Source organism: Centipeda artemidis DSM 19719, from assembly GCF_000426665.1.
In the GTDB taxonomy this organism is placed as follows: Bacteria; Bacillota; Negativicutes; order Selenomonadales; family Selenomonadaceae; genus Centipeda; species Centipeda artemidis.
Map to the genome: position 1 here is coordinate 1 of NZ_KE384552.1, position 25,593 is coordinate 25,593.

A 25,593-nucleotide genomic window follows, 5' to 3' on the forward strand; every position below is an offset into this window, starting at 1 on the left:
CTCCATATTCCGATTTCAAATGGGCGATGGCTTCTTCAATGCCGGCGCACGTGCGACCCGAGATGCGGATTGCGATGTAGTCGTGCGTCACCTTTTCCACAGCGGTAAATACGGCTGCGCCGCGCCCTTTTCGCGATCCGACAACGGTGTCGGCTTCCCAGTGTCCGATTTCCGTGCCTTCGTCCACAAGGGCACTTCCATTGTGGTAGAATAGGCGTAATCCATAGTGATTGCTCCTTTGCTGATGTTTTGTAGCGGAACCATTATAGCACGGGATGTCACTATGGATTTTGTTTTTGTTTAGCTGTTCAACTTCATTTTACAACGAACCACATGAAAAAAACTGCCGAACGGCAGCTTTTTTCATCTGTAATCGCATTTTTGACACTGCGTCATCATATGCCCGTGGTCTTCCTTGAAGAAAAGCCATGCCCAAATACAGATGCTTTGCAAATAGGGACGACGGAGTTGCCTTTCTCGGTCAAATCACGCGCGACTTCCACTTTCCGCCGAAGAGACGTTCAGGTGCTGCACGGCTTCGACAGCGCTGCACACGCAGAGGCATATCTCTCGAGCGCCATGTTCAGCGACGATGTCGTCATCGGGCTCAAGCCGTATCTGAATGCTGCCCCCGACATACGCATCTACACCGTCGCATAACACAAATTTCATGAGAAAGCCGCCCCCATATGGAGGGTGACTTTCTCCTATGCCCACTTTTCCGTTACGGGTCCGAGGGCGTTATCACTCCTCTTTAGATGGTCTTTGAATTCGTCTGATAGGTATCCACTGCGCCTCCTTATTCTTCTCATCCAGGGAAAGCAGCTCCTCCTTGAGAAAAGGTGCCGACGGGGCAATCTTGTAATGACACTCCATGAAAAAGGGCTCCACTTTTTGAAAGCAGAGCCCTTTTCATATGTTTTTTCTTATACACAAGACGTCCTGTTGTCAGTCCTTGTCCGAGTACCAGAATGGACGCAGGAGACGTACAGCACAGTTCTCTCCCTCATTCGGGCCGGACGCACGGCGCCCCTTCTGCACGCGAAGGAACTGATCTCCGATCTGAATCTGATAGTCGATGATCTCACCGAGGTAGGACTTGCGCGTTACCACGCCGCACAGGACATCGGATGCCCCCTCCTCTGCGAAGTCAATCTCAGACGGACGGCTTGCGAGCGAAATCGCCGTCTCATTGCGCAGATTTTCCGGCGGCTCGAAGGAAGCGTCCAACACGCTTCCTTCGAGCACAGGACGGCCATCCTGCCACGATGCCTTCAGGAAGTTTGAGAGACCGATAAAGCTAAAGACGAACTTGTTGACCGGATGGTTATAGATGTTGAGCGGCGTATCAACTTGCTGCATGACGCCGTTCTTCATAACGAGAATGTTGTCCGAGAGCGCCATTGCCTCCGACTGGTCATGCGTAACATAGATGATCGAGAAGCCGTACTTCATCTGGAGTTCCTTAATCTCAAAACGCATTTCCTCGCGCAGATGCGGATCGAGACTGGAGAGGGGCTCATCGAGCAGCATCACATCAGGATTGATGGCAAGGGCCCGCGCAAGCGCAACGCGCTGCTTGCCGCCGCCCGAGAGGAAGTCCGGGCTCTGATCTGCCGCCGAGAGGAGATTGGTCGCCTTGAGCGCCTCCGTCGAGCGCTGCTTGATCTCCTCCTCAGGGAGCTTGCGGATGCGCAGAGGGAACGCAACATTCTCATAGACCGAGAGATGCGGCCAGACGGCAAACGCCTGGAACACCATTCCGAAGTTGCGCTTCTCCGGCGGAAGGTAATGGTTCTTCTTCGGCGAAGAGAGCAGACGGTCGCCAACCCAAACCTCACCGTCGGAGAGATCCTCAAACCCGGCGACCATGCGCAGGGTCGTTGTCTTGCCGCAGCCCGACGGGCCGAGCATGGAGAAGCAGCTGCCCTTTTCGATCTCAAAATTCAGATGGTCGACGGCGGTCACGTCGCCGAACCGCTTTGTAACATTAACTAAACGTACATACGACATGACTCACATCCCCGCCTTCTTCGTAAAGTGGTTGATAATGCTCTGACCGACAATGATGATGATGAGCGCAATGCCCGCAAGCGCTGCGGACATAACGGTCTCACCGTCCTCGTTGAGTGTGTAGATCGCAACGCCGATCGTTCGCGTCGTCGGCGCATAGAGCATGATGGAGACCGTCAGCTCGCGCAGCGACGGCAGGAAGATGAGGAAGAATGCCGCAAACATGCCCGGCCGGACCAACGGCAGAACGACGTCGCGCAGCGACTGCCACATCGTCGCACCGCAGGCACGGGATGCCTCGACAAGCGAGTCGTGCACCTGCTCGAGTGCGGCAGAGTTTGCCTTCAGCGAGAATGCCATATAGCGTGCGATGTAGGCAACGAGGATGATCCATACCGTGTTGTAAAGATTAATGCCGAACTGGCCGCTCCATGCGAGGATCACGCCGAGCGCAATGACCGAGCCGGGGACGGAGAACGGCAGCATGCCGAGGAACTCGAGAATCCCCTTCCCGCGCACCTTCATCTTGACAATGACGTAGGAGATCATGACACCGGCGAACATCGTAATGATTGCCGCGCTGAAGCCAAGCGTCACGCTGTTGAAGATCGCGTCGCGCGTAACCTTGTAGTCGAAAAGGATGAACTTATAGTTATCCAGCGACAGATTGCTGAGCGCAAACGAGAGCCCGTACGTCTTGAGACTGCCGACGAGGAAGATGACCGCCGTCGGGAGTAAAATTGTGAACGCAATATACGCGAGGCAGAAAATGAGGAGCGGATAGCGCAGGCCGCGCAGTTTCAGCTCCATCGGGCGGAAACTCTTGCCGCCGATGATCTGGTAGTGACCTGACCCGAGAATCTTCCTCTGCAGCCAGATGATGAGCGCCGCACTGATAACGAGCACCGTTGCAAGCACTGTGCCCGTACGGATTGCCTCAAAGCTTCCTCCGCTCTGGTGAATGCGTTCGTAGATCAGCGTCGGGATGTTGTAGATGCCGTTTTCAATACCGAGAACGGCAACCGTGCCGAAATGCGCCATTGAGTAGAGCATGATGAGGAGTGCGCCCGAGAGAATACTCGGCAGCACCAGCGGGATCGTGATCTTGCGCGTGATCGTAAAGAGCCCTGCGCCCGAGATGCGCGCCGACTCCTCCAGGGTCGGGTCCATGCGCTCGAGCGCACCGCACACCTGAATGAATACGAACGGGAACAGATACATAATCTCCACAATACTGATGCCGTAGTAGCTGTAAATGTTGAAGATCGGTCCGGTAAAACCAAAGTTGTCAATGAAGAACTGGTTGATGAAGCCTGCATTCGGCGAGAGGAGCATCTTCCATGCGAGCGCGCCGATGAATGAGGGCAGCATGAAGGGCACAAGGAACATGCTCTTCATGAAGGTCTTGTGCGGCAGATCCGTGCGCGTAACCAGCCACGCAAAGAACGTACCGACAATGGTACTGCCGACCGTCGTGCAGGTCGCGATGATCAGCGAGTTGAGAAGTGCCTGGAATGTCTCCGGTTCCTTGAGTATGTCGACCACACTCGCGAAATTAAACTCCCCGTCTGCCCAGAATGCATTGAAGAAGATCAGGAGTACTGGGAATGCAACGACAATGACAAGAATGGCAATCGCAAGGAACAGAATCAGCTGCGCCATTCCAAAACTATTTGGCTTGCTCATGGAGCTCATTCGATCACCCCTCTTTTCAGTTGATCCGCCTCAAACCAGAGCAGGTTGAGGAAACGAACTTTGCAGGCATCGCCCGCCTGGAACATCAGATTTTTACTGAGTGCAATGTGTGTCTCAACGCTCGTCCGGAGATGCGTGCCGTCGATCTCAATGAGATAGTCCATCATCGCACCGAGGAAGTTCGCACGCTTAATCGTTCCGGTCAGCCCCTCACCCTCGCGTGCGAGCACGACATCCGACGGCCGGAATCCGCCCGCCCAGCGCTCCGCATCCCCCTCCGGGGTCTCCCAATGGATGGGCTGGCTGCCGCTGCCGACGAGGAGCGCACCGTTCTCGCGGCGCACGTCGATGAAATTCGCAATCCCCATGAAGTTGAATACGAACGGGTTCACCGGCTGCTCAAAGATTTCCCACGGCGTGCCGATCTGCTGTATCGCCCCGGCCTCGTCCATGATTGCCACACGGTCCGAGATCGCAAGGCCGATCTCCTGATCGTGCGTAACATAGAGCACCGTGACATTCAGCTTGCGCTGCAGCTCCTTGATCTCAAAGCGCATCTCCTCACGCAGATTCGCATCCAGATTCGAAAGCGGCTCATCCAGAAGGAGGAGGGCAGGCTTGCCAACCAGTGCACGGGCCAGCGCAACACGCTGCTGCTGTCCGCCGGACAGCTCCGACGGCAGACGCTTCTCAAGGTCCTTCATGCCGACGATCTCGACCATCTCCATAACCCGCTCGCGAATCTCCTCTTTCGGGCGCTTTGCGATCTTCAGAGGATATCCAACATTGTCAAATACCGTCATGTGCGGCCATACGGCATAGTCCTGGAACACAAGCCCGATGCCGCGGTTCTCCGGCGGCACCTCGACCTGCGCAGCAGGATCAGTGACAAGTGTATCGTCGAGATAAATTCTGCCCGCATCCGGCGACTCAAATCCCGCGATCAGACGAAGGAGAACGGTCTTGCCGCAACCGGACGGACCGAGCAGCGTAAAGCACTCCCCTTTCTTGATCGTCAGTGACAGATTGTTCAATATACTGCGGCTTCCATAGCTCTTGCTGACATCCTCCACACGGATAATATCCATACAGACCTCCCCCAGCCCGCAAGGCACGCGCTGTACCGGCGGGCAGCCTTTGGCACGGCGCAGTTGCCGGCCTCCACTCAAAAGGCGACGGAACGAACGAGTTCATTCCGCCGCCTCCTTGCTTCCAAGTTTATGCGCTTATTTCTTGCCGATGATCTCCGTGAACTTTTTGATAGTCTCCTCTTTCTGCGGGAGAATTTCCGTATAGTTCACCTTGATCGCACGCTGGAGCGCCTCCTCAGGTTTCGGCAGTCCGAATTTCTCAGGGATCTCAACATCGCTGCGCACCGGCAGCGTCCCCTCGTTTGCAATCATCGTCTGTGCCTCCTGACTCAGGAGGTAGTCGACGAATTTCTTCGCAGCGTCAATGTTGTTGGACTCTTTGAAGATTGCAACCGGGCTCGGAACAACAAGCAGTTCGGGCGGATATGCGAGTGCCACATGTGCACCCTTCTTCACCTTGTTGTTCGTGATGTAGTCAACGGCAAGGCAGGCAGAGAGCTCGCCCGAAGAGGTATCGTCAATGACCTGTCCGGCGCCCTTGCCGATGCGCGTCTGATTTGCGCTCAGCTTCTCAAAGAACTCCCAGCCGAACTGCTTCTGCAGGAGCGCAATGCTCATGTAGGAGGTTCCGGAGAGTGCGGGGTCAGCGATGCCGAATGCATTCGTAAATGCAGGCTGCGTGAGATCGGCCCACTGCGTCGGTGCTGACTGGATCTTGTCCGTATTGTACGCAATGCCGAGTGTGCCGAGGCGTGCCGCCGTGAACGTACCGTCGTAGTCATCGAACGGATTCAGCAGCTCGCCGAACACCGGCGTCTTGTAGTTCTCGAGAACACCGTCCGCCTTCATCTTGTAGAAGTCAGGCACTTCGCTCGTCCAGATGACATCGGCGAGAATGTGGCCGCTCTGCTTCTCTGCAGCGATCTTTGCCATCAGTTTTCCTGCACCTGCCGACTGGTAGTCGACTTCGATGTCAGGATACTTTTTCTTGAATCCTTCGACGATGCCGCCGATCAGAGATTCCTTCATGGATGTGTAGATGACCAGCTTGTTCTTGCCGCCGCTTGCACCGCCGCTTTGCTGGGGACCGCCGCCGCACCCAACCAGCAGGACTGTACACAGAACTGCTGCCAGGAATGCGAGAATGCCTTGTTTTCTCATACATTCACCTCATTTAGAAAAATCTTCCTAGCCATCGCGCTCAATTTCTTTTTCGCTTTAATCAGACGAAACACGAAGAAATCGAATGCGGCGACAAATTTGATGGATATATTATAGCAATATATGTTCGCATCGTCAATCACTGTTGACAATGTATCTATATGATATACTTATCATAGATAGGCATAATTATAAACTCAAACTTCGCAGATGAATAATCTGCGAAGTTTGAGTAAAGCAGCTATAATAACCATTTTGCTAGCGCTGCCCATAGTGACAGCCTCCTTTCCTAGGTACGCATTGGAGGAAAATACCTACATTATTTCTCACAAACAAACGGCAGGAATGCGAGCTATGCATTCCTGCCGTTTATTATGAAAACGCTACGCGCAAAGCTCCCGGCGTTCGGCGCTTGGCAGTACCTCTTCGAGAGACGCCTTTGCGCGATCGATTGCGATGCGCAGTTCCTCGCGCGTGATATTGAGCGCGGGGTTGAAGTAGAGGACGTCGCCGAGGGGGCGCAGGAGGAGTCCGCGGCGCAGGGCGCGCTTGTAGATCTCGTAGCCCGTGCGTCTCTGTGGGAGCGGCGTTTTCGTCTCTTTATCGGCGACCAGCTCGATGGCGTGGATCAGTCCGATGTGGCGGACCTCCCCGACATTCGGATGCGCGCCGAAGGCGTCCTGCATCTCCGCTGTCAGCCATTCTGCCGTTTCGTTCGCCCGCGCGAGGATGCTTTGCTCGCGCATGACGCGGAGCACCGCGCGTGCCGCCGCACAGCCGAGCGGGTTGCCCGCGTAGGTGTGACTGTGCATGAACGCGCGCCCCGCCGCGTAGTCCGCATAGAATGCCGCGTAGATCTCCTCGCGCACACAGGTAATGGACATCGGCAGATAGCCGCCCGTCAACCCCTTCGAGAGACACATGATGTCGGGCGTGATGCCCGCATGGTCGGAGGCGAACATCTTACCCGTGCGCCCGAATCCCGTTGCAATCTCGTCGCAGATGAGCTTTACATCGTACGCGTCGCAGAGTGCACGCAGCTTCCTCAGATAGAGCGGCGGATAGATGCGCATCCCCGCGCAGCCCTGGAGGAGCGGCTCTACGATGATCGCAGCCGTCTCGTGCGCATGCCGGGCAAAGGCGCGCTCCGCGTGCTCGAAACACGGGCAGTCGCAGCGCTCGCGCGTCTCGCCGTACGGACAGCGATAGCAGTCGGGCGCCTCCACATGAATGTTGTCCATCATCATCGGACGGTACATCTCGGCGAAGAGATCCATGCTCCCCACGGATAGCGCGCCGATCGTCTCTCCGTGGTACGCCTCCGTCAGGCACATGAACCTCTGTTTCTCGGGCTTTCCAGTCTGCAAATAGTACTGGAACGACATCTTGAGCGCGCACTCGACCGCCGCCGAACCGTTGTCGTTGAAGTGAAACTTCGTCAGCCCCGGCGGAACGACATCCGCCAGCTCCTCGGCAAGGCGGATCGCTCCCTCGTGGGAAAAGTTGGCAAAGATGACATGCTCAAGCGTATCAAGCTGCTCCTTGACCGCGCGGTTAATGTCCGGGTTGCAGTGCCCGAGGAGGTTTGCCCACCACGAGCTGACAATGTCGAGATATTTCTTCCCGTGAATGTCCTGCAGCCATGCGCCTTCGCCGCGCGCCACGACGATGGGCGGCAGCTCCTCATAATCCTTCATCTGCGAGCAAGGATGCCAGATGTGCGCGAGATCCCGCTCCTCCATGGATAATGCCTTCATTGCTCTCCTCTTTTCAGTGATACAGCGCCGCGAGCCGTGCCGCGTCCATGTCTAACTCCGCCGCGTTCGGCGCGACGCCGGCGATCACGGGGACGCCCGTCATCTCCTCGATCATGCGCCGATTGTCCTCCTCCATGGGGTTGCCCGCATGATAGTTGTTGAGGATCACTCCGCGGACGGGGATGTCTCGCCGGCGTAAATGTTCGATGGTCAAAACCGACGCATTGATCGTCCCGAGTCCCGCATCCGCGACGACGAGCGCGCCGAGATCGAGCATCTTGATGAGATCATCCAGAATCATTTTTTGCTCCGCGTCCCAACGCAGCGGGCAGATGATGCCGCCGCTCCCTTCCATCGTCAGCAGCTCGTAGTAGTCCTTCGCGCGTGCAAAATCTGCGCGCACGCGCTCCGGATCGATGGGGTTGTCGTTCCACAGAGCCGCCAGATGCGGCGACACCGCCTCCCGGTAGACATAGGACACCGCCGCGGGACCGTCCGGCGGAATCCCCGCCGCATCCTGCACATGGCGCACATCGCCCGGCACGAGGGTGCCCTGCGCATCCGGCACCGCCCCCGAGAGCGCGGCTTTATAGTAACCCGCCCGATAGCCCGCATCGCGGAGTTTCTTCACGATCAGCCCCGTCACATAGGTTTTGCCGACGTCCGTGCCCGTCCCGACCACAAAAAGTGCTTTTCCCATCAATTACACTTCTTTCACTTGAACATGCGCCGGCACACTCTGCCACGCTCCCGCCCGCCGGAAGCGTACGGCAAGCCACGCCGCCGCGCCGCAGATGAGGAGATCGGGCGGCGTCTGGAGGATGCCGCAGTAGAGAATCGCCGTCCAGAGCGCGATCGGCGCCTCGAGCAGATAGTTCGACGCGAGATAGAACCAACTGATGCCGATGCCGTAGACGATCGCCATCCCTCCGAGGTTTACGAGCAGCAGCCGCCGAACGCCCGGCTCCGCCGTTTGCCGCGCCCACCGCCCGCAGAAATACGCCTGCACGATGAAGCCGAGCAGATAGCCGAACGTCGGCTGAAAGAGATACCCCGGCCCCCCGCCCATCGCAAAGACCGGCACGCCCACGAGACCGAGCAGCACATAGGCGCCGACCGCGATCGCTCCGAGCCGCGCCCCGAGCACGAGCCCCGCCAGCAGCGTAAACAGGAACTGCAAGGTGTAGACATCCGTCCCCACCGGGATGCGGATCCACGATCCCACCGTAATGAGCGCGATGAAAATCCCGCAGCGTACCAACTCTCGAACCTCCAAATGTTTCACAGAAACACGCCTCCTTTATTTGTTCGGTTTATGATACCTCTAAATATATATTATTGTCAACAAAATTTTGAAGATTGGTTTACTATAATTTTTCAAGTGTTTTAGACGTATCCGTTCCTATGTATCCGCATATGCACATCAAAAAACCGCCGCACCGCTGTTCCATGACAGGGTGGGCGGTTCTTTGTATACGGTACGTATGCTGTCTTCCGTACCTTAGGCTGTGCTTACACGTCGAATGTCTCGATCTGCCCTTTGATTGCGCGAACCTCCTCGGCAAGCTGACGTGCGACATCTGCCATTTCGTTGATCGCGTGTGTCTGCTGCTGGACGCTCGCCGCCATCTCCTCAGTGCTCGCGGCACTGTTCTGCGCGCTGCCCGCCAGCGAGCCGACGAGCGGCACAATTTCCTTGACGTTGGCAAAGATATTGGAGAGTGCATGCTCCAGGTTGCCGACGGCACGCTCCATCCGTTCAATGGATCCCGCAATATTCGTATAGTTGTTGCGCGTCGACTCGATTGCCGCCGCTTGCGCCTCAGCAGACGACTCGACATCCCTGATACAGGTTACGGTATTCTCCGAGTCGCGCTGCAGAGCGAGAATGACGGATTTGATATCATTTGTAAAGAGGCCGGTCTGCTCTGCGAGCTTGCGCACCTCGCCCGCAACGACGGCAAATCCGCGCCCTGTCTCGCCCGCACGCGCAGCTTCGATCGCCGCATTCAGTGCGAGGAGCTGTGTCTGTTCGGCGATGGACTCAATCATCGTGCTCGCTTCGCCAATTTTTCCTGCGCTCGCATGGCTCTCCGTAACGAGGGCTGCAATACGCGCGACATTATCATTCACCTGCTTGGTCTCACGCAGCAGAGCCTCCATCGCTCGCGATCCATGCTCTTTTTCTTCGTTCACCATGCTGCTGACCTCCTTCAGGTCATGCAGCATCGTCTCATTTTCCCGCAGCGCCGTCTCAATGGACCGGATGTTGTCGTTGATATTCTGCGTGTGCATTGCCTGATCGGTCGCACCGCTTGCGATACTCTCGATGGTGCGGCTGATCTGTTCGCCGGACTCCAGAACGCTCGTATTGGAGTGACTGAGCGTCGTTGACATATCGCCGAGTGCCGCTGCACCATGCGCGAGCGAGCCGACCATCGTCTTGATCTGCGCACTGAAATCGTTCATCGTACGCGATAAAACGAGGAGCTGTTGCATAAGTCGAAATTGACTCATGCAACAGTCCTTTTATTTATGGAAATTCACATCATCTGTATTGGTTGCTGGGTTTGCGCATTTATAGACGGGCGGTAATCGCAGCCGTCAGACCAAAGATGATGCCCGGAGAATTGGCGATTACAAGCGGCCAATCGCGATGCTCTTTGAAAAATCCATATCCGACCCACATCGTGCAGTTGATGAATGCGACGAACGGCTGAATCCAGTCTCCCTGATGACCGGACAGATTTCCAAGGATCTGCGGGATATAGGAAACGTACATACAGATGGACAGACCGGAGGCAATTACGCCGACGATTCTCATCTTGTTTTTTTCGGCTTCCACCCCAATCTGCACAGCCTTCTCTTCCAGATGCTCCGCCTCAGCCTCTGCTTTTTTCAATACTTCTTTCATATCGCGTTTCCTCCCTCAAAACAGATGAATGATCTTTCAAGCCTCAATATTGTACCACACAATTTCTTGACGCATACCACATTCCCCAATGTATACCGATGGAATACCGATATATTCAGAACAATTCTCCCTCGGCGATACGTCCGAGGAACTCTTTCGAAGGAATGAAGAAGAGCTGCCCCTTTTCGGCGGTCGAATACTCGAGCAAACGGTCATCCTGCGTAAACATATTGGTAACCATCTGCCGTGTCACATCCCAGTGACGTGCGTAGCCGATGAAATAAGTGCCGCGCACCCCCTCGCCCGGATTGGCAAAGACGACGTTCATACGCACGATCTTGTGCTCCTCGCCATCGCGGTTGTCCTGCGAGATGATGTTGTGCGCACGCGGATCCTTCTCCTCGTCGGAGAGTTCAAGATCGCTGTATTTCCTGCGACCGACATACTTTTCCTGCACCTCGGTCGGGAGTGCCCTCCATGCGTCGAGGTCGTGAATGTATTTCTGTGCAAAGGCATAGGAACCGTTGATGAACTCCGGATCCTCTGCGCCGATGATCGCCCACTCCTTTGCCTCCTCACCGACGGGATTCTCCGTTCCGTCAATGAAGTCAATGATTGCACGTCCCTCAAGATAGTGAAAGCCATGTGTCTCATCCACCACGTCTACGACAGGACGAAGGAAGCCCATGATCTGATCGACGACGAGGTAGCTGGTTGCCGCCTGACCCGCGCGCACATGAAGAAAGAGATCGGCAGGTGTCGCAGGTGCTGTGTGATGTGCTCCGTTTACCCCCTTGAAATCCTCCAGTTCCTTCGGCTTCTTTGCCGTTGGAAAGAGATATTCCCACGCACGGTTGCTGAACCCAAATGAGAACTTCACCGCCTCCGGTGCGACGCGGATGTTCATCGAGCGCTGAATCGCCTCCATCCGATCCGCCATATCGGCGATGATCTCCCGCTCCTTCTCGATATCCTCACGCTTCAGTGAGAGCATGAGGAAGATGACGCTCTCCCCCGCATCCTTGAACACATCCTGCGCCAGATTTGCATTGACCTCCATAGGTCTCCCTCCTATACCATAATACATCCTACTTCCGCTTTCATTGTACGATGTTTCTCCATGCAAGGAAAGAATAAAGGCTTGGATGTACAATCTAAGTGCAACACAATTTAGCAAAGAAAAGGACTCATAACGAGAAAACTCCTATATAATGGTGCTAGTAAGGAAAACCACAAAAGGAGGGGCACCGCTATGATCCACTACCACCATCTTACCATTCTTGAACGAGAAAAGCTAGCAATTTATCACGCGCAGGGACTAAGCATTACCAAGATTGCTGCTCGCCTGAACCGCAACAAATCGACGATTAGCCGGGAACTCATGCGCAACCGCATCAAAGAAGATTACACACCGTTCGTAGCACAGGGGAAATATATGAAACGCCGCAAGGTGTGTAAGCCACATAGGAAGCTAGATTCTAAAGAGTTAGCACGGTTCGTAGCACGTAAATTCCTGGACCATCAATGATCCCCCGAGCAAATCTCTATGCGCCTTGCACTGGAGCGTGGAATGCCCGTCGTGAGCACTGCCACAATCTACCGTGCAATCTATGCCGGATTGTTTGATGCCGCGACGAAACGGCGATATCCTGGGGTGAACAAAGCAAAGCGGAAATTACGTCATCGCGGAAAAACACACCGCAACAAAAATACACAAGAACGCCGTGGAAAAATTATCATTCGTATCAAAAAGGCTGCCGCCTTCGTACGTTCTTGTGTACGGAGTCGGCAGCCTTTTCTTATACGCTTTTCTATACGGTGTGCTCCGCTGCAGGATCCTTTTTTCGCTTGAGACATCCAAACAGAATGAAAATCAGCTGCGCGATACAAATCGTCAGCAAGAAGCACAGAATACTGACGAAGATCGTCGAACCGTAGGGACCCATCGAATTCTGTACCCGAAACGGCTCCGGCGGCGTAAACGTGACCCGCACCCACACATAGAGGAGGTTCAGTGCCGTGAGCGAAAGAAAGGTGCCGAGCGGGATCCACAGATACTTCAGCGGGCGCCCCGCATCCCGCAGACGGCAAACGGCGAGATATAGCTGCGGCACAAGCGGCAGCGCGGGCGCAAGCGGCAGACACAGCGTGTAAACACAATAATCCACAAAATCCAATGTGTACCGATCCGGCGCGTCCGGCAGCCGCTCCGCCGCAGGCACAAAAATCGGCGCCAAAACCTGCATCATCAGCGCGGCAAGGACATCGACAACCTCCCCCCAATGCCAGAGAATCCAAATCCCTGCCGCAGTCAAAATGCCGGAACAAAGCACATAGGGGAGCGGTGATATTCTCCGGTCAAAGACCGCGCGAAGTTTTTGCATCAGAGGCTCCTTCTCGTAAAGCACGGGTTTTATTCAAAGATGACCGCATATCGTCCATGCCCCCGACGAACCGACAGATTCATTTTTTTGTAAGTCCGTGCGGGCACAATGGCGCAGCATAATCCCCGCCGTGCTGTCACCGCGTGCCGCCGCAACACAAAAGGGAGGCTCGCCCGCCCGAGGGGGACAATCTCCCTGTGTCGTCTCTATAAAAATTACTTCACACCGAGCGCACGCGATGCCGTACCGTCAATATCGACGGTGCTGTAGTAGCCGGAATCGACGAGGACGCTCTTATAATTCGACGCGTCGACGAGTGTTCCCTTCAGCACATGCGCAGGGACGACCTTTTTCCCGTTCATGAAATTCTGCGTGTCGTTGATCTCGGGCTGCTGCTTCCCGGCGATCGCCTCGACCATCTTTGCCGTCTCGAGCGCGAGCAGACGCGTGTCCTTAAAGACGGACATCGTCTGCTCGCCCGCGATGAGCGCCTGCACGTTCGGCAGATCGGCATCCTGCCCCGTGAGCACAGGCATCGGATGCGCCGCCGAACCGTACCCCGCGTCCTTCAGCGCGGTGAGGACGCCGAGCGCGATGGAGTCGTTCGCCGCGAGTACGGCATCGAGATTTTCGTCGCCCTCATACTGCTTAAGCAGCGCTGTCATGCGCTCCTTTGCCATCAGCGTCGCCCAGCCGGGCGTTGCGCACTGCTCCTGCGAGCGCTGCCCCGAGCGAATCGTGAGCTGCCCCTTGTCGATGTAAGGCTTCAGCACATCCATTGCACCCGCATAGAGCACCTTGGCATTGCTGTCCTCCATGGGACCCGCCGCAACCTCGAGCGTGCCCGTTTTCCCCTCCGCAAGACCGAGCCTGTCCACAATCGTCTGCGCCTGTATCTGTCCGACGGCATAGCTGTCGAATGTCACATAGTAATCGACCGCATCCGTCCCCATGAGGAGGCGGTCATAGGCGATGACGGTCACCCCCGCCTGCTGCGCGCGCTCAATCACTGGGCGGAGCACATCCCCGTCCACCGCGGCGATGACAAGCACCTTGCAGCCCTCGCCGATCATCTGCTCGAGCTGCATCTTTTGCTTTTCCGCGTCGTTGTCCGCAAACATGATGTCGACATCGAAATCGCGCCCGCGCAGCTCCGTCTCGAGATACGCGCCGTCCCGGTTCCATCGGAGCAGCTGCTGTGCCGGCATCGCGACGCCCACCTTTGTCCCGCTGTTGTCACGCGGTACGACGTCCGTTCCGCCGCAGCCCGCGAGACTCAATATTGCAGCGACAATCCCCGCATAGAAAAAAATTCTCCCCATTCGCATACCATCATCCTCCTGATCCGTGTATCAAGCCTCTGCAGGAAATCCCATGGATGTACCGTGAACGATCGTATACCTTTTTCTCATTGCCCTATGTTCAGTTCGTATATATCTCTTTAATGCTATCCTAGCAACCGGCATGATATTTGTCAAGGAAAAGGGAGCGCAGGAATATACGGCATATAAAAAGATTGCCGCAGAACGTCTTCCTGCGGCAATCCTTTTCTCTCAGCACGGCAAGATACCGCTCATATTTAGGTGTTTTTTGCGATGATCGCACCGATGACGGCACCCGCAATTGCAGCGGTGTTGACGCTGCCCTGCGAGTACCCGCCCCGGCGGCTGCGTTCACGGCGATCTCGATCCCGGCGTTCACGCTCGTATTCACGATCCCGGCGCGCAAGCGTGATCATATCGCCCCCATTATATTGAGTATGAAAGCGGCATATAGACGTCATCCGCCTTCTCGGCATGCACAGACTCTTCCGGATGCGCCGGCATGTGCACCTCATCCGCCTCGTCCGGCGGCATCGCCTCTTCGGGATGCGCCGGCATGTGCACCTCGTCCGCTTCGCCCGGCGGCACTGCCTCTTCGGGATATGCCGGCACATGCACCTCGTCCGCCTCGTCTGCCGCCACTGCCGCGCGAACGGCTATATCGTCGTACGCAAATACGACGCTCCCTCCTCCATAACTCATAATACCTATCAGCATAACGGCAATATTCTTTTGCAAACGTTTTGTTATCATCTTTATCGCTTCCTTTCCAGCAGCAGCATTCTTCACTGTTCGACTTTCTGCACATAACATACGACAAGCAGATGTGATGCGATTTAGGTCGGGGTATAAGTTCCGTTAGGAATGAAGGCTTATAAAATAGTCCAAAAATAGTAAGCCCGCTGCACTGATATAGCTTTCAGCGCAGCGAGCTTTCTGTTCGTATGGAGTTATGCCGCCGTTAAAAGACCGCACCGCGCTCTGATGGAGGCGACAGCTCCTATAACGGCAGTGCAATATCGGTGAAATCCAGTCCTCTCAATGTTCGCTCGCCTTTTTCTTCTCGCGCTCGCTCACGATGTGGTTGTAAATCAGGACGAAGATGAGCAGCGCGCCCCAGATAATCTGGCGGTAGAAGTTGGAGATGCTCTCGTACATGTTGAGCCAACTCGAGATCATCTGCACGATGAGGATGGCGACGATAACGCCCTTCATATTGCCCTTTCCGCCATAGGGATCGACACCGCCAAGCACCGCGATAAGGATCGCCTCCATGACGTAGGAGGCACCGTAGTCCGCCTTTGCCGAGTTGAATCGCCCGAGCATGATGATCCCCGCTGCGGCGCTGAGGAGACCGCTCAACATATAGTTTGCGATATAGAGCCGCACATTGCTGAACCCTGTAAACGCCGATGCTTTGACACTCGTGCCGAGCATCCGCAGCTTGTACCCGAGCGTCGTGCGCTCCATGATAAACGCAGCCGCAGCGGCGAATACGGCGAAGATGAGGAACGGCACGGGAATGCCGAGCGGCTTTGCCGCCATCCCTTTCGCGATCTCAGGGGGGAGTCCGCCGAGTGTGCTGCCGCCCGTGAGCACGACGGCACATCCCATAAAGAGTGCCTGTGTGCCTAGTGTGGCGAGGATCGGCGTGATGCCGACGCCGCCGATGAGCAGCCCGTTGAGCGCGCCACAGAGCGTACCGAAGAGGAGTGCGAGCAGGAAAACGCAGAGGATAATCGCCGTCACGGTGCCCGCATCCGTCTCCGGTGTGACGAGCAGCGGCAGCGCCTTCGCGACGAGCACGGCGGAAAGGTTTGCAATGGCGACAACGCTGAGGTCGATGCCCGCGGTATAGAGGGTAAACGCCATCGCAATCGCGAGTAATCCAAACTCGGGGAACTGCTTGCCCATCGACTGGAAATTGTTGACGCTGAGGAAGAGCGTCCCTTTGAGTACAGTACAGATGATAAATACCGCGAGGAAAACGATACAGAGACGCGTCAGGTTCTGATCCTTTTGCATGAGGCTTCGAATGGTCGCCATGCTCATTCCCCTCCTTTATCAACTTGTACGGTGAGCCGCCGCGCATTTCGTTTCATCTGGATGGCGGAGATCGCAGTGCCGATGATAATGATCGCACCGGTAAAGACCTTTTGCCATGTGGTCGAGATGTCGAGCAGAATGAGGCTGTTGTCCACGACGGTGAGCAGCGCCATGCCGAGGAGTGCCCCGAGCACCGTCCCCTTGCCGCCCTCCATCCGGACGCCGCCGAGGACGCACGCAGCGATGACCGTCATCTCCAGTCCCTCAAGATTGTTCGGATGGACGGCTAGCAGCATGGTCGAGCGCAGGACGCCGATCAGCCCCGCCATACAGCCGGAGAAGGCGTAGATGAAGAGAATGGTCTTAAATACGCTAAATCCCGCACGCTGCGCCGCGCGCTCGTCGCCGCCGATGGCGTAGATGCCGCGCCCGAGCATCGTACGGTTGAGAATGAACCAACCGACAAAGACGAGCAGCAGCATGAAGAGGATGCCGACGGGCATGTCGGACGTCAGCCCCGAGACGGCATTGGTCGCCGAGAACAGTTTCATCTGCCCCATCTCGTAGAGCGGCGCCGTGAGCGGGTATTCGCGCGACTTGAAGACGCCCTGCATGATGCCGAAACAGATGCTGCTTGTCCCGAGCGTTACGATGAGCGCAGGGAACCGATAGCGCGCGATGATGAATCCGTTGACGAGCCCGACGAGGAGGCCGATGCCCATTGCCGCCGCAAAGAAGGCAATAGGATTCTCTACAACCCCATCCATACGTGAGCAGACGATGAACATCGACATGGAGGCAATCGCCGGAAAGGAGACGTCGACGCCGCCCGTGATGATGACGAACATCTCACCGATGCAGAACATCGCAGGCACCGAAAATGCACGCACGAGGTCGACCGCGTTGTTGCCCGTGAAGAACTGCCCGCTTTTCATCTCGATGGCAATGCAGAGCAGAAACAGAACGACGGTGATATAAAATTCCGTGGATGAAAAAAATCTCTTTTTCATGCCGTTTCCCCTCCTTCGTGTGCAAGTCCCGCGAGTTTGCTCTCGGTGAGCCCCGCCGTATCGAGCACGGCGGATAGACGCCCCGCACGCATCACCATGACGCGGTTGCAGTTCATGAGCACCTCCGGCAGGTCGTCGGAGATGATGAGCACGGTCAGTCCCGCACGCGCGAGTCGTTTGATGAGCTCATAGATGTCGAACTTTGCGCCGATGTCAACACCGACGGTCGGTCCGTTGAGGATGAGTACCCGCAGATCAAGCGCAAGCCATTTGGCGAGGACGCATTTCTGCTGATTGCCGCCCGAAAGCGTCCCGACATTGTCATGGATGTCGTGGAGAGCGATGGAGAGTTCCTTTGTCCAATGATGCGCCATCGCATCGATCTTGCCCCGATCCACAGCGCCGAACGCATTCGCAAAGGTCTCCCATTTGGTGGCGGATATGTTGTCGGCGATCGGCTGGCGCAGGAAAAGCCCCTCCGTCACACGATCGGACGGCAGATAGCCGATCCCGTGTGCGATGGCATCACGGATGGAGTGGATCGTCACCTTCTCCCCATGGATACGAATCTCACCGGTCTCGGCGGCATGACGTCCGAACAGGGTCTCGGCGAGCTCCGTGCGCCCCGATCCGAGCAGTCCCGTAATGCCGACGATCTCGCCGCGCCTGAGGCTAAAGCTCACGTCCCGGAACCCGCCTGCAAGCCCCAGCCGGTGCACCTCCAGCACGGCAGGAGCGTCCTTTTCCTCGTAGGTAAACGGCTGCGCAACGATCTCGCGCCCCGTCATATAGAGTGTGAACTTATCTTGATCGAGCTCTTTCGTATCGCCCGACGCAGCGTTGCGCCCGCTGCGGAAGATGGTGTAGCGCTCGGCAATCTCAAAGACCTCGTCGAGCTTGTGCGAGACGAATAGGACGGCGATGCCGCGCGACTGGAGCTCCCGGATGAGGCCGAAGAGTGTCCTTACCTCTTTCTTCGTGAGCCCTGTCGTCGGCTCATCCATGATGATGAGCTTTGCATCGTTCAGCAGCGCTCGGCTGATGGCAATCATCTGCCGCATGCCGAACGTCAAATTCTCCACGAGCTCGTTGAGGTCGAGTTCGAGGTGTACCTTCGAGAGGGCGGCGCGGGCAATGTCGCGCATGCGTGCGCGGCTGACAAGTTTGCGCCCGCTTGCGACCTCCATGTTGAGCGCGAGATTTTCCATAACCGTGAGGTTCGGGAAGAGAGAGAGATCCTGATAGATGACCTGTATCCCCTTGGCGATCGCGAGCTGCGGCGTCATGCGCTCATGGCGCTCCCCGTCGATCTCGATATACCCCGCGTCCGGCGTATAAAATCCCGAGATGATGTTGATGATCGTGGATTTCCCGCAGCCGTTCTCGCCGGCAAGACAGTGTACCTCCCCTTTTCGAATGTCGAGACTGACCCCGTCGAGCGCCTTGACACCGCCGAAATACTTTTTGATGCCCGCCGCCCTGAGCATATACTCTGACACGTACGCCCCCTCCTCACATATAGATAGAATCAGCAAGAGCGCAGAAGGCGCCGGATAGGGCCTGCCGCGCTCTCACTCTCAATGGCTGACGCTTAGAAATTATAGTTGTCCACGTTGTCCTTGTTGATCGCGATCCAGCCCGCGCCCATAAAGAGATGCGGGTTCTCCTTGCTCACGATCAGCTTGCTGTAGGATTTGAGCCCGAGATCGGTGCCGTTCTCAATGGCTTTGCCCTCGAGCACGCGGCGTGCCATAACGCACATCGCATAGCCGGCTTCGGCAGGATCCCAGAGTGTGATATAGGAGAGTGAGCCGTCCTTGATGAGCGCGCGGCACTCGTTCGGCATGCCCGTACCGACGACGAACACCTTGCCCTTGAGTCCCAGTTCATTGATCGCGCGCGCAACGCCCGGCGTATCCATCGAGCTCGTACCGACGAAGCCCGTCACCTCGGGATGGGACTTGAGGACTTCCTTAGCGACCTGATAGGCTTTCTCGGAGTTGTTCTCCGACTCGACGCGCTTGGGGTTGTCGAGGAGCTTCAGCCCGGGGTACTTTGCCTCCTGCTCGGCAACGGCGCCGTTCGCCCACTCGTTCTGCGAGGCATTCGTCAAATGTGCGACCATGGTCGTGTAGATGCCCTTGCCGCCCATCGACTCCTGGAGTTTATCCATGATGAACGCACCGTAGCCCGCGTTGTTGAATGCCTCGAGGTCATAGTCCACGTTCTTGCAGGTGGAGCCCTCATGCGTGATGACGATGATCCCCTTGTCGCGCGCTTCTTTCAGCACGGGGTCACACGCCGCCGGGTCGACCGGAACAACGCAGAGCGCCTGAATGTCCTGATTGATGACGTCCTGAATGACCTGCACCTGCTGTGCGGCATCCGTCGCGACGGGGCCCTTTTGGTACGCGTTGATGCCGGTATCGGCGGCAAACTGATTGACGCCCTCCTCCATCCGCGCGAACCATCCGTTCGAGGAGTCCTTGACAACGACCGCGATCTTCCAGTCCTTCTTGTCTCCCTGTTTAGCGGCGTCCGTCGCATCGACCACCTGCTTGACCTCGCTGCCGGAGGAAGCGGTCTGCTTACCGCCGTCTCCGCCGCCGCAGCCCATAACGCCCAGACAGAGCATCAGCCCTGCCGCGACGGCGGCGAATTTCTTTGATCCCTTCATGAAAATTCTCCTTTCAGCACTCGTCGGCGCTTACATAACGCCTTTTTGTAAGATCACACAGCCGTACGGCCGGCGTTCCCCTGTGGAAATGGTGACAAAGGCGGTCTTTGCCTTGTCGTAGAAACTGAAACGATCGATGAAGCCGACGCAGGATTGCCCCTTCGGCTCGTTCTTTTCGACGGCGGCGATGAACTCATCCCATACGGCGGGACGTCCGATTTCGGCGCGTTTTTCCTCCATCACGTCCATGATGAGCACGGGATGTTCCACATATTCGGTGTCGAGCGGCATGAGCTGCAGGATTGCATCCAGCATTGCAGCCGCGCCGATGCCGTCCGCATCAACAGTGATGCCGTCCCGTGCCATCGAAACGGAGGGATAAAAATCATCCGCGATGACGACGAGATCTCCATGCCCCATATCCGCAAGCGCTTTGAGCAGCGTCGGACTGATACACGACGGAATACCTTTTAACATAGATAGACCTCCTTTGCTCTCACTCGATATTGCGGTGGCGCGACTCCATGGTCTCCGGCGTCTGCCCCAGCCGCTCAGCCAGCATGATGATAATGATGTCAAACAGCAGGAAGAGATGCTGCTCGAATAAATTGCCCATCGGCTGTTCCGACGGCACGGTGCGCGGATCCGTCCCTTTATAGACGGCGGCGGGAACGAACACACAGCATTCCGCCGCCCGCGGCGTCCGCTCCTCCGGGGCGCCCGTAATGACGAGCCGGCGCGCGCCGGTATGCTCCGCCCTATCGAGCAGATAGTCGATGTGCCCGATCCTGCCGGAGCCGTTCACCACGAGGAACAGATCGCCCGCGTGCATCCCCGGCGTCGTGTCGTCCCACAGCCAATGCACTTCTTTGCCGAGATGCATGAGCCGCATGGCAAAGCTGCGTGCTGCAATCCCCTCGCGCCCCGCGCCCGCCACAAAGATGCGGCGTGCCGCGCACAGCTCCTCGAGGAGCGCTGCAAGATCGTCTTCACTCTGTGCTGTAAAGACCTGTTCATGCTCGTGGAGCACACGACGGTAAAGTTCTTCATAACGCTGCATTGGGGCCTCCCCTCCATTTCTCAGAACCGCGCAGAATGAGCTCCGTCGGGATAAAGATCTCCTCCCTGCCCGTATCCGCGCTGCTTTGCATCCGCCGCACGAGCAATTTGACAGCGTCCCGCCCCATACGGCAGGTATCGCGGTCAACCACGCTCAGCGGGATGCCCGCCCAGCGGAGGAGGTCGATGTCGTCAAACCCGATCAGCGAGACATCGCTGCCGAGCCGCAGCCCCGTCTCCGTGAAGTAGCGCACGCAGCCGAGCGAGGTCATATTGTTCGCGGAAAAAATCGCCGTCGGCGGTTCCTCCTGCTCCATGAGCATGTGCATCGCCTCATAGGCACGCTCCTGGTGGAAGTCGCCCTGCGCGATATAGCGTTCCTCCAAGGGGATGCCCCACTTCGAGAGTGCGGCCGCGTATCCCTGCCGGCGTTCGCTGCCGGGGCGGGAGTCCTCCGGGCCGCTGATCGTCGCGATGCGTCGGTGCCCCTCGCCGATCAGGCACTCCACTGCCGCCATCGCCCCGCGGAAGTCCTCGGAGAACACCCCGTCGAACCTGCCGTGCCTGAGGCTGCGGTCGACCAGTACAACGGGAACATGCTCTGTCTCAAAAGCGGTCAGCGCGCGGCACAGCGACTCGCTGCCCGCCTCTACGGGAATGACGAGCATCCCGCTCATGCGCTCTGCGCGCATAGACTCGAGAAAGCGGCGCTCCTTCTCCGCGCTGTCCTCGGTACTGCACAAAAAGATGTTGTACCCGTGTTTGTCCGCCGCATCGGTGATGCCGCGCAGCAGATGCGTGAAAAACGGGTTCTCAATATCGGGTACAAGAAAGCCGATGCTGCCCGTATCGCCCGTACTGAGCTTGCGCGCCACCGCATTCGGCGTATAGTCGAGCTCCGCAATCGCCTTGACCACACGGCTCTTCGTGGTCTCACGCACATACGGGCTGCCGTTCATCACGCGTGAAACGGTCGCAGAGGAGACGCGCGCCTTTTTTGCCACGTCGTAAATGTTGACCCCCACAATAACCGCTCCTTACCGTTGCCCTCTTTCCTGTAACCGATTACAATTTTAGTCTATTTTATTTCTTGCAAATTGTCAATATATTTTTATATTACTTTCCATGTAATTTTCATATACTCGTATTGGAAGGAGATTCATCCCGCAGAATCCGTGCCTCCTTCTCAACGGAGAGCGCCGTCCGGTACCGATCGATGAATCGGTCGTACCCCGCGGCGCCCGCAGGATCCGGCACGCAGACAGACGTTCGCGCCGTACCGAAGACGACATTGTCGAGGAAGTCCGGCAGCGTCCGCCCCTCCCGCGCACAGAGAGCAAAGACGGCGAGTACCGCCATGCCCCACGGACCGCCCTCATGTGCCGTCTCCATGACGGCAATGGGCACGTTCAATGCATCCGCGAGGATTTGCTGCGCGACGACGGGTGTTTTGAAGAGACCGCCGTGCGCAATCATGCGCGTCGGGCTGACGCCCTCTTCCCGGACCAGGATCTCCATGCCGATCCGCAGCGGCGCAAACGCCGCGTAGAGCTGCGCCCGCATGAAGTTCGGCAGTGTAAACCGGCTGTGCGGCGTGCGGACAAAGAGCGGCCGCCCTTCGCGCACCTCCGTGATATGTTCGCCCGAGAGACAGGCATAGTTCAAGAGGTCGCCCGCATCCATATCCCCTATTCCTGCTGCGGCAAAGAGTTTTTGATAGAGATCGTCCGGTGTGAGCGCGGTGCCGATCGCTGCGGCAAACGAGCCAAACAGTGCCGCCCATGCGTTAATGTCCGAAGAGCAGTTGTTCGTATGCACCATCGCAACGGGCGCACCGTCGGGCGTCATAACGATGTCGATGTCCTTATGCGCCTTGCGCAGCGGTGTCTCGAGGACGTTCATGGAGAACGCCGAGGTTCCGACGGAGATATTCCCCGTGCCCCTGCGCACGGCATTTGCCGCAACCATGCCCGTCCCGGCATCGCCCTCGGGCGGCGCCATCCGGCTGCCCGCGCGAAGCCGCCCGCTCGGATCGAGAAGCGCCGCGCCGTGCGGTGTCAGCGTTCCGGCAGGCTCCCCTGCACGCAGAACGCGCGGCAGGATATCCGCAATGTCCCACGGGAGCGCTTTCACCGCCGCAAGGCATCGAAAGGTCTCCAGCATACTGCCGTCATAGGTGCCGCTCTCCGCATCGACGGGGAACATGCCGGACGCGTCGCCGATGCCGAGCACCCGCTCTCCCGAGAGCTGCCAATGTATATAGCCCGCGAGGGTCGTTAGGAAGCCGATTTCCCCTACATGCGATTCGCCCGAGAGAACGGCATGATAGAGATGCGCGATGCTCCAGCGCTGCGGGATATGAAAGAGGAAATACTCCGTAAGCGTATCCGCAGCCTGTGCCGTGATATTGTTCCGCCATGTGCGGAAGGGAGCGAGCTGACGCCCATCGCGGTCAAAGGCAAGATAGCCGTGCATCATGCCGCTGATCCCGACCGCGTCGATGCGCGTGAGCGGCGTTCCATAACGCGCCTGCACATCTGCCGCGAGCGCCGCATAGGCAGCGCGTACCCCTTCCCATGCCGTATTTAGGTCATACGTCCAGATACCGTTTTCTAGACGGTTCTCCCATGTATAGCTGCCGCGCGCAAGGACGCGGCAGTTCATATCCGTAAGAACCGCCTTGATCCGCGTCGAGCCAAGCTCCAGACCGAGCGCCGTTTCACCTGCGGCAATCGCCGCACGATGCGCGTCCATGATGCCCTCCTTTCTAGGAACGTGTGTCAAAGGAAAGCGGTGCATGAGACGCAATGAACGTCTCCACCGCATCCTTCGCCGGATAGGACATCTGCGTCCCCTTCGCCGTAACGCTCAGCGCGGCAAAGGCGCTCGCCGTCTGCATCGCCGCCCGTACGTCCCCGTGCCGCACATAACAGCCAGCGAAACATCCGATAAACGCATCTCCCGCCCCCGAGGTATCAACGGCAGCAACCTTGTACGCCTCCAGGCGGTATGTCTCCCCGCCCGTCATCCAAAGGCTCCCGCGTCCGCCCATTGTGACAATGACGTTCTTCAGTCCCCGTGCAAGCAAGGTCTCGGCTGCACGCTCGATCTCCTCAACGGTCTCCGCGGGCATTCCCGTGAGGATCGCAAGCTCCGTCTCGTTCGGCACGAAGAAATCGCACGCGCACACCTTCTCTATGGAGAGATCCTTCGTCGCGGGGGCAGGATTCAGCAGGACGGGGATGCCGTGTTTCTGCCCGAAATCGATGGCATAGTAAACGGTTTCAAGAGGAATCTCGAGCTGCAGCAGGATCATGCCGCATTTTTTCAGATCTGCCTCCGCCTCGTCGATGTCACGCGGCAGAAGGCGGTTGTTCGCGCCTTTGATGATCAGGATGCTGTTCTGTCCGCTGCGGTCGACAAAGATGGGTGCAACACCGCTCGAGCCCTCCGTTTTCCGCACATAGGTTGTGTTGACCCCGCACGCCTTAAAGTTTGCAATCGTGTTGTCAGCAAAGATATCGCTGCCGACCTTTGTCACCATCCACACGTCCGCATCGTACTTCGCGGCAGCGACCGCTTGATTCGCGCCCTTGCCGCCGCAGCCGAGTGCAAAGTCCGGCGCCTCAAGCGTCTCGCCGGGCGCCGGCATCCGATCAATATACGCGGTCAGATCCACCATGTTCGAGCCGATGACTGCGATCCTCATCATGTATCCCTCCTATCCTACAATATCCACGCCGCGGCTCGTGCCGATGCGCGTGGCACCTGCGGCGATCATCGCCTCCGCGTCCGCGCGCGAGCCGATACCGCCCGCCGCCTTAACGCCCATCTCCGCACCGACCGTTTCGCGCATGAGCCGGACATCCTCCACAGTCGCACCGTGCGTACTGAATCCCGTCGAGGTCTTTACGAAATCCGCCCCCGCTTCCTTGGCGAGACGGCACGCAATTTTCTTCTCCTCATCGGTGAGAAGGCAGCACTCGATAATGACCTTGACCAGTGCCTTCCCCTTGGCAGCGCTTACAACGGCGGCGATGTCCTTTTTCACATAGTCCTCGTCGCCGTCCTTCAGCATCCCGACGGCGATGACCATATCGACCTCCGTCGCACCGTCCGCGATCGCCTTTTGCGTCTCGAACGCCTTCACCTCGGTCGGTGTTGCGCCCTGCGGGAACCCGACGACGGTGCAGACCGCAACGCCCGTCCCCGCAAGCCGGTGCGCCGCATACGCAACACGAATCGGGCTGACGCAGACGGAGGCAAATCGATATGCCTTCGCCTCGGTGAGCAGTTTGTCCAGATCCTCTTTCCGTGCATCCGTCCGCAGCAGGGTATGATCGATACACTTTGCAAGTTCCATACAGCTGACCTCCTAAATTTTTAGATATTTCAATGCTTAAATTGTAACATTGAATCAAAAATAAGTAAATACAATAAATAGTCTGCACTTATAGAAAAATG

The 25,593-nt window shown here is 57.2% G+C and carries 26 protein-coding genes and 1 pseudogene; 2 read left to right on the forward strand and 25 right to left on the reverse strand.

Annotated elements, in window-relative coordinates; translation table 11 throughout:
* Window positions 1–199: pseudogene (locus K341_RS12015) on the reverse strand (IS30 family transposase); the annotation flags it as partial.
* 326 nt (window positions 200–525) lie between these two features.
* On the opposite strand from K341_RS12015, the gene K341_RS13030 reads away from it, so the two are divergent.
* Entirely contained in the window at window positions 526–660 is a 135-nt protein-coding gene (locus K341_RS13030; protein WP_009439435.1) for a hypothetical protein, read from the forward strand.
* Window positions 661–948: 288 nt separating this feature from the next.
* Here the strand turns inward: K341_RS13030 and K341_RS0110740 are convergent, their stop codons facing one another.
* The 10 genes from K341_RS0110740 to K341_RS0110790 form a co-directional block, all read right to left on the reverse strand.
* On the reverse strand, window positions 949–2,013 hold the full coding sequence (locus K341_RS0110740; RefSeq protein ID WP_009439394.1) for an ABC transporter ATP-binding protein: 1,065 nt from the start codon (window positions 2,011–2,013) through the stop codon (window positions 949–951).
* A 3-nt stretch (window positions 2,014–2,016) separates the two neighbouring features.
* Window positions 2,017–3,708 (reverse strand): ABC transporter permease, encoded by a 1,692-nt coding sequence (locus tag K341_RS0110745; RefSeq protein ID WP_009439543.1) that lies wholly within the window; start codon window positions 3,706–3,708, stop codon window positions 2,017–2,019.
* The gene (locus K341_RS0110750) at window positions 3,705–4,796 is read right to left on the reverse strand and encodes an ABC transporter ATP-binding protein (protein ID WP_026762795.1); all 1,092 of its coding nucleotides are present in this window, start codon (window positions 4,794–4,796) and stop codon (window positions 3,705–3,707) included. The genes K341_RS0110745 and K341_RS0110750 overlap by 4 nt, the downstream gene beginning before the upstream one ends.
* 138 nt (window positions 4,797–4,934) lie before the next feature.
* Entirely contained in the window at window positions 4,935–5,960 is a 1,026-nt protein-coding gene (locus K341_RS0110755) for an ABC transporter substrate-binding protein (RefSeq protein WP_009349386.1), read from the reverse strand.
* Between the two features lie 383 nt (window positions 5,961–6,343).
* Window positions 6,344–7,717, reverse strand: coding sequence for an adenosylmethionine--8-amino-7-oxononanoate transaminase (gene bioA / locus K341_RS0110765; protein WP_026762796.1), 1,374 nt, complete (start codon window positions 7,715–7,717; stop codon window positions 6,344–6,346).
* Window positions 7,718–7,730: 13 nt separating this feature from the next.
* On the reverse strand, window positions 7,731–8,417 hold the full coding sequence (bioD, locus tag K341_RS0110770; protein WP_026762797.1) for a dethiobiotin synthase: 687 nt from the start codon (window positions 8,415–8,417) through the stop codon (window positions 7,731–7,733).
* A 3-nt stretch (window positions 8,418–8,420) separates the two neighbouring features.
* Window positions 8,421–9,002, reverse strand: a complete 582-nt coding sequence (locus K341_RS0110775) for a biotin transporter BioY (RefSeq protein ID WP_009349389.1) — start codon at window positions 9,000–9,002, stop codon at window positions 8,421–8,423.
* Between the two features lie 227 nt (window positions 9,003–9,229).
* Window positions 9,230–10,234, reverse strand: a complete 1,005-nt coding sequence (locus K341_RS0110780) for a methyl-accepting chemotaxis protein (RefSeq protein ID WP_248676917.1) — start codon at window positions 10,232–10,234, stop codon at window positions 9,230–9,232.
* A 61-nt stretch (window positions 10,235–10,295) separates the two neighbouring features.
* Window positions 10,296–10,631, reverse strand: coding sequence for a SemiSWEET family transporter (locus tag K341_RS0110785; protein WP_026762799.1), 336 nt, complete (start codon window positions 10,629–10,631; stop codon window positions 10,296–10,298).
* Between the two features lie 115 nt (window positions 10,632–10,746).
* A complete protein-coding gene (locus K341_RS0110790) occupies window positions 10,747–11,691 on the reverse strand; it encodes a Dyp-type peroxidase (RefSeq protein WP_009349392.1) in 945 nt (314 codons plus the stop codon).
* A gap of 192 nt (window positions 11,692–11,883) precedes the next feature.
* Here K341_RS0110790 and K341_RS12165 point away from each other — a divergent pair, with 192 nt between their 5' ends.
* Window positions 11,884–12,159, forward strand: a complete 276-nt coding sequence (locus tag K341_RS12165; RefSeq protein ID WP_009349393.1) for a helix-turn-helix domain-containing protein — start codon at window positions 11,884–11,886, stop codon at window positions 12,157–12,159.
* Between the two features lie 283 nt (window positions 12,160–12,442).
* Here K341_RS12165 and K341_RS0110800 read toward each other — a convergent pair whose 3' ends face one another.
* From K341_RS0110800 to deoC, 14 genes are all read right to left on the reverse strand, one after another.
* On the reverse strand, window positions 12,443–13,015 hold the full coding sequence (locus K341_RS0110800) for a hypothetical protein (RefSeq protein WP_037349772.1): 573 nt from the start codon (window positions 13,013–13,015) through the stop codon (window positions 12,443–12,445).
* A gap of 215 nt (window positions 13,016–13,230) precedes the next feature.
* Complete coding sequence (locus tag K341_RS0110805; protein ID WP_026762801.1) at window positions 13,231–14,343, reverse strand: substrate-binding domain-containing protein; 1,113 nt, start codon at window positions 14,341–14,343, stop codon at window positions 13,231–13,233.
* Between the two features lie 251 nt (window positions 14,344–14,594).
* Window positions 14,595–14,753 (reverse strand): hypothetical protein, encoded by a 159-nt coding sequence (locus K341_RS12980; RefSeq protein WP_248676925.1) that lies wholly within the window; start codon window positions 14,751–14,753, stop codon window positions 14,595–14,597.
* Between the two features lie 10 nt (window positions 14,754–14,763).
* Window positions 14,764–15,039, reverse strand: a complete 276-nt coding sequence (locus K341_RS12985) for a hypothetical protein (protein WP_248676919.1) — start codon at window positions 15,037–15,039, stop codon at window positions 14,764–14,766.
* Between the two features lie 336 nt (window positions 15,040–15,375).
* On the reverse strand, window positions 15,376–16,383 hold the full coding sequence (locus K341_RS0110815; protein ID WP_037349776.1) for an ABC transporter permease: 1,008 nt from the start codon (window positions 16,381–16,383) through the stop codon (window positions 15,376–15,378).
* Between the two features lie 2 nt (window positions 16,384–16,385).
* A complete protein-coding gene (locus K341_RS0110820; RefSeq protein ID WP_009349400.1) occupies window positions 16,386–17,393 on the reverse strand; it encodes an ABC transporter permease in 1,008 nt (335 codons plus the stop codon).
* Entirely contained in the window at window positions 17,390–18,892 is a 1,503-nt protein-coding gene (locus tag K341_RS0110825) for a sugar ABC transporter ATP-binding protein (protein WP_026762803.1), read from the reverse strand. Before K341_RS0110825 ends, K341_RS0110820 begins: the two co-directional genes overlap by 4 nt.
* 92 nt (window positions 18,893–18,984) lie before the next feature.
* Window positions 18,985–20,070 (reverse strand): autoinducer 2 ABC transporter substrate-binding protein, encoded by a 1,086-nt coding sequence (locus tag K341_RS0110830; protein WP_026762804.1) that lies wholly within the window; start codon window positions 20,068–20,070, stop codon window positions 18,985–18,987.
* Window positions 20,071–20,100: 30 nt separating this feature from the next.
* Window positions 20,101–20,547 (reverse strand): RbsD/FucU family protein, encoded by a 447-nt coding sequence (locus tag K341_RS0110835; protein WP_009658853.1) that lies wholly within the window; start codon window positions 20,545–20,547, stop codon window positions 20,101–20,103.
* A 19-nt stretch (window positions 20,548–20,566) separates the two neighbouring features.
* On the reverse strand, window positions 20,567–21,130 hold the full coding sequence (locus K341_RS0110840; protein WP_009658876.1) for an SIS domain-containing protein: 564 nt from the start codon (window positions 21,128–21,130) through the stop codon (window positions 20,567–20,569).
* Window positions 21,117–22,154, reverse strand: a complete 1,038-nt coding sequence (locus K341_RS0110845) for a LacI family DNA-binding transcriptional regulator (protein WP_026762805.1) — start codon at window positions 22,152–22,154, stop codon at window positions 21,117–21,119. The genes K341_RS0110840 and K341_RS0110845 overlap by 14 nt, the downstream gene beginning before the upstream one ends.
* Before the next feature lie 109 nt (window positions 22,155–22,263).
* Window positions 22,264–23,883: a xylulokinase gene (locus tag K341_RS0110850; RefSeq protein ID WP_026762806.1), complete on the reverse strand. Its 1,620-nt coding sequence runs from the start codon at window positions 23,881–23,883 to the stop codon at window positions 22,264–22,266.
* 13 nt (window positions 23,884–23,896) lie between these two features.
* Window positions 23,897–24,838 carry a ribokinase gene (rbsK, locus tag K341_RS0110855; protein WP_026762807.1) on the reverse strand — a complete coding sequence of 314 codons (942 nt, stop codon included), beginning with the start codon at window positions 24,836–24,838 and terminating at the stop codon, window positions 23,897–23,899.
* Between the two features lie 12 nt (window positions 24,839–24,850).
* Window positions 24,851–25,492 (reverse strand): deoxyribose-phosphate aldolase, encoded by a 642-nt coding sequence (gene deoC / locus K341_RS0110860; protein WP_009658809.1) that lies wholly within the window; start codon window positions 25,490–25,492, stop codon window positions 24,851–24,853.
* Window positions 25,493–25,593: the final 101 nt, after the last annotated feature.

Coding starts and splice junctions, on each gene's coding strand:
- K341_RS0110745 (WP_009439543.1), bottom strand. CDS start 3,708: ATGAGCTCCATGAGCAAGCCAAATAGTTTTGGAATGGCGCAGCTGATT.
- K341_RS0110740 (WP_009439394.1), bottom strand. CDS start 2,013: ATGTCGTATGTACGTTTAGTTAATGTTACAAAGCGGTTCGGCGACGTG.
- K341_RS0110820 (WP_009349400.1), bottom strand. CDS start 17,393: ATGAAAAAGAGATTTTTTTCATCCACGGAATTTTATATCACCGTCGTT.
- K341_RS0110800 (WP_037349772.1), bottom strand. CDS start 13,015: ATGCAAAAACTTCGCGCGGTCTTTGACCGGAGAATATCACCGCTCCCC.
- K341_RS0110815 (WP_037349776.1), bottom strand. CDS start 16,383: ATGGCGACCATTCGAAGCCTCATGCAAAAGGATCAGAACCTGACGCGT.
- K341_RS0110840 (WP_009658876.1), bottom strand. CDS start 21,130: ATGCAGCGTTATGAAGAACTTTACCGTCGTGTGCTCCACGAGCATGAA.
- bioA (WP_026762796.1), bottom strand. CDS start 7,717: ATGAAGGCATTATCCATGGAGGAGCGGGATCTCGCGCACATCTGGCAT.
- rbsK (WP_026762807.1), bottom strand. CDS start 24,838: ATGAGGATCGCAGTCATCGGCTCGAACATGGTGGATCTGACCGCGTAT.
- K341_RS12165 (WP_009349393.1), top strand. CDS start 11,884: ATGATCCACTACCACCATCTTACCATTCTTGAACGAGAAAAGCTAGCA.
- deoC (WP_009658809.1), bottom strand. CDS start 25,492: ATGGAACTTGCAAAGTGTATCGATCATACCCTGCTGCGGACGGATGCA.
- K341_RS0110790 (WP_009349392.1), bottom strand. CDS start 11,691: ATGGAGGTCAATGCAAATCTGGCGCAGGATGTGTTCAAGGATGCGGGG.
- K341_RS0110750 (WP_026762795.1), bottom strand. CDS start 4,796: ATGGATATTATCCGTGTGGAGGATGTCAGCAAGAGCTATGGAAGCCGC.
- K341_RS12980 (WP_248676925.1), bottom strand. CDS start 14,753: ATGATCACGCTTGCGCGCCGGGATCGTGAATACGAGCGTGAACGCCGG.
- K341_RS0110755 (WP_009349386.1), bottom strand. CDS start 5,960: ATGAGAAAACAAGGCATTCTCGCATTCCTGGCAGCAGTTCTGTGTACA.
- K341_RS0110830 (WP_026762804.1), bottom strand. CDS start 20,070: ATGAAGGGATCAAAGAAATTCGCCGCCGTCGCGGCAGGGCTGATGCTC.
- K341_RS0110850 (WP_026762806.1), bottom strand. CDS start 23,883: ATGGACGCGCATCGTGCGGCGATTGCCGCAGGTGAAACGGCGCTCGGT.
- K341_RS0110785 (WP_026762799.1), bottom strand. CDS start 10,631: ATGAAAGAAGTATTGAAAAAAGCAGAGGCTGAGGCGGAGCATCTGGAA.
- bioD (WP_026762797.1), bottom strand. CDS start 8,417: ATGGGAAAAGCACTTTTTGTGGTCGGGACGGGCACGGACGTCGGCAAA.
- K341_RS0110805 (WP_026762801.1), bottom strand. CDS start 14,343: ATGCGAATGGGGAGAATTTTTTTCTATGCGGGGATTGTCGCTGCAATA.
- K341_RS12985 (WP_248676919.1), bottom strand. CDS start 15,039: ATGAGTTATGGAGGAGGGAGCGTCGTATTTGCGTACGACGATATAGCC.
- K341_RS0110780 (WP_248676917.1), bottom strand. CDS start 10,234: ATGAGTCAATTTCGACTTATGCAACAGCTCCTCGTTTTATCGCGTACG.
- K341_RS0110835 (WP_009658853.1), bottom strand. CDS start 20,547: ATGTTAAAAGGTATTCCGTCGTGTATCAGTCCGACGCTGCTCAAAGCG.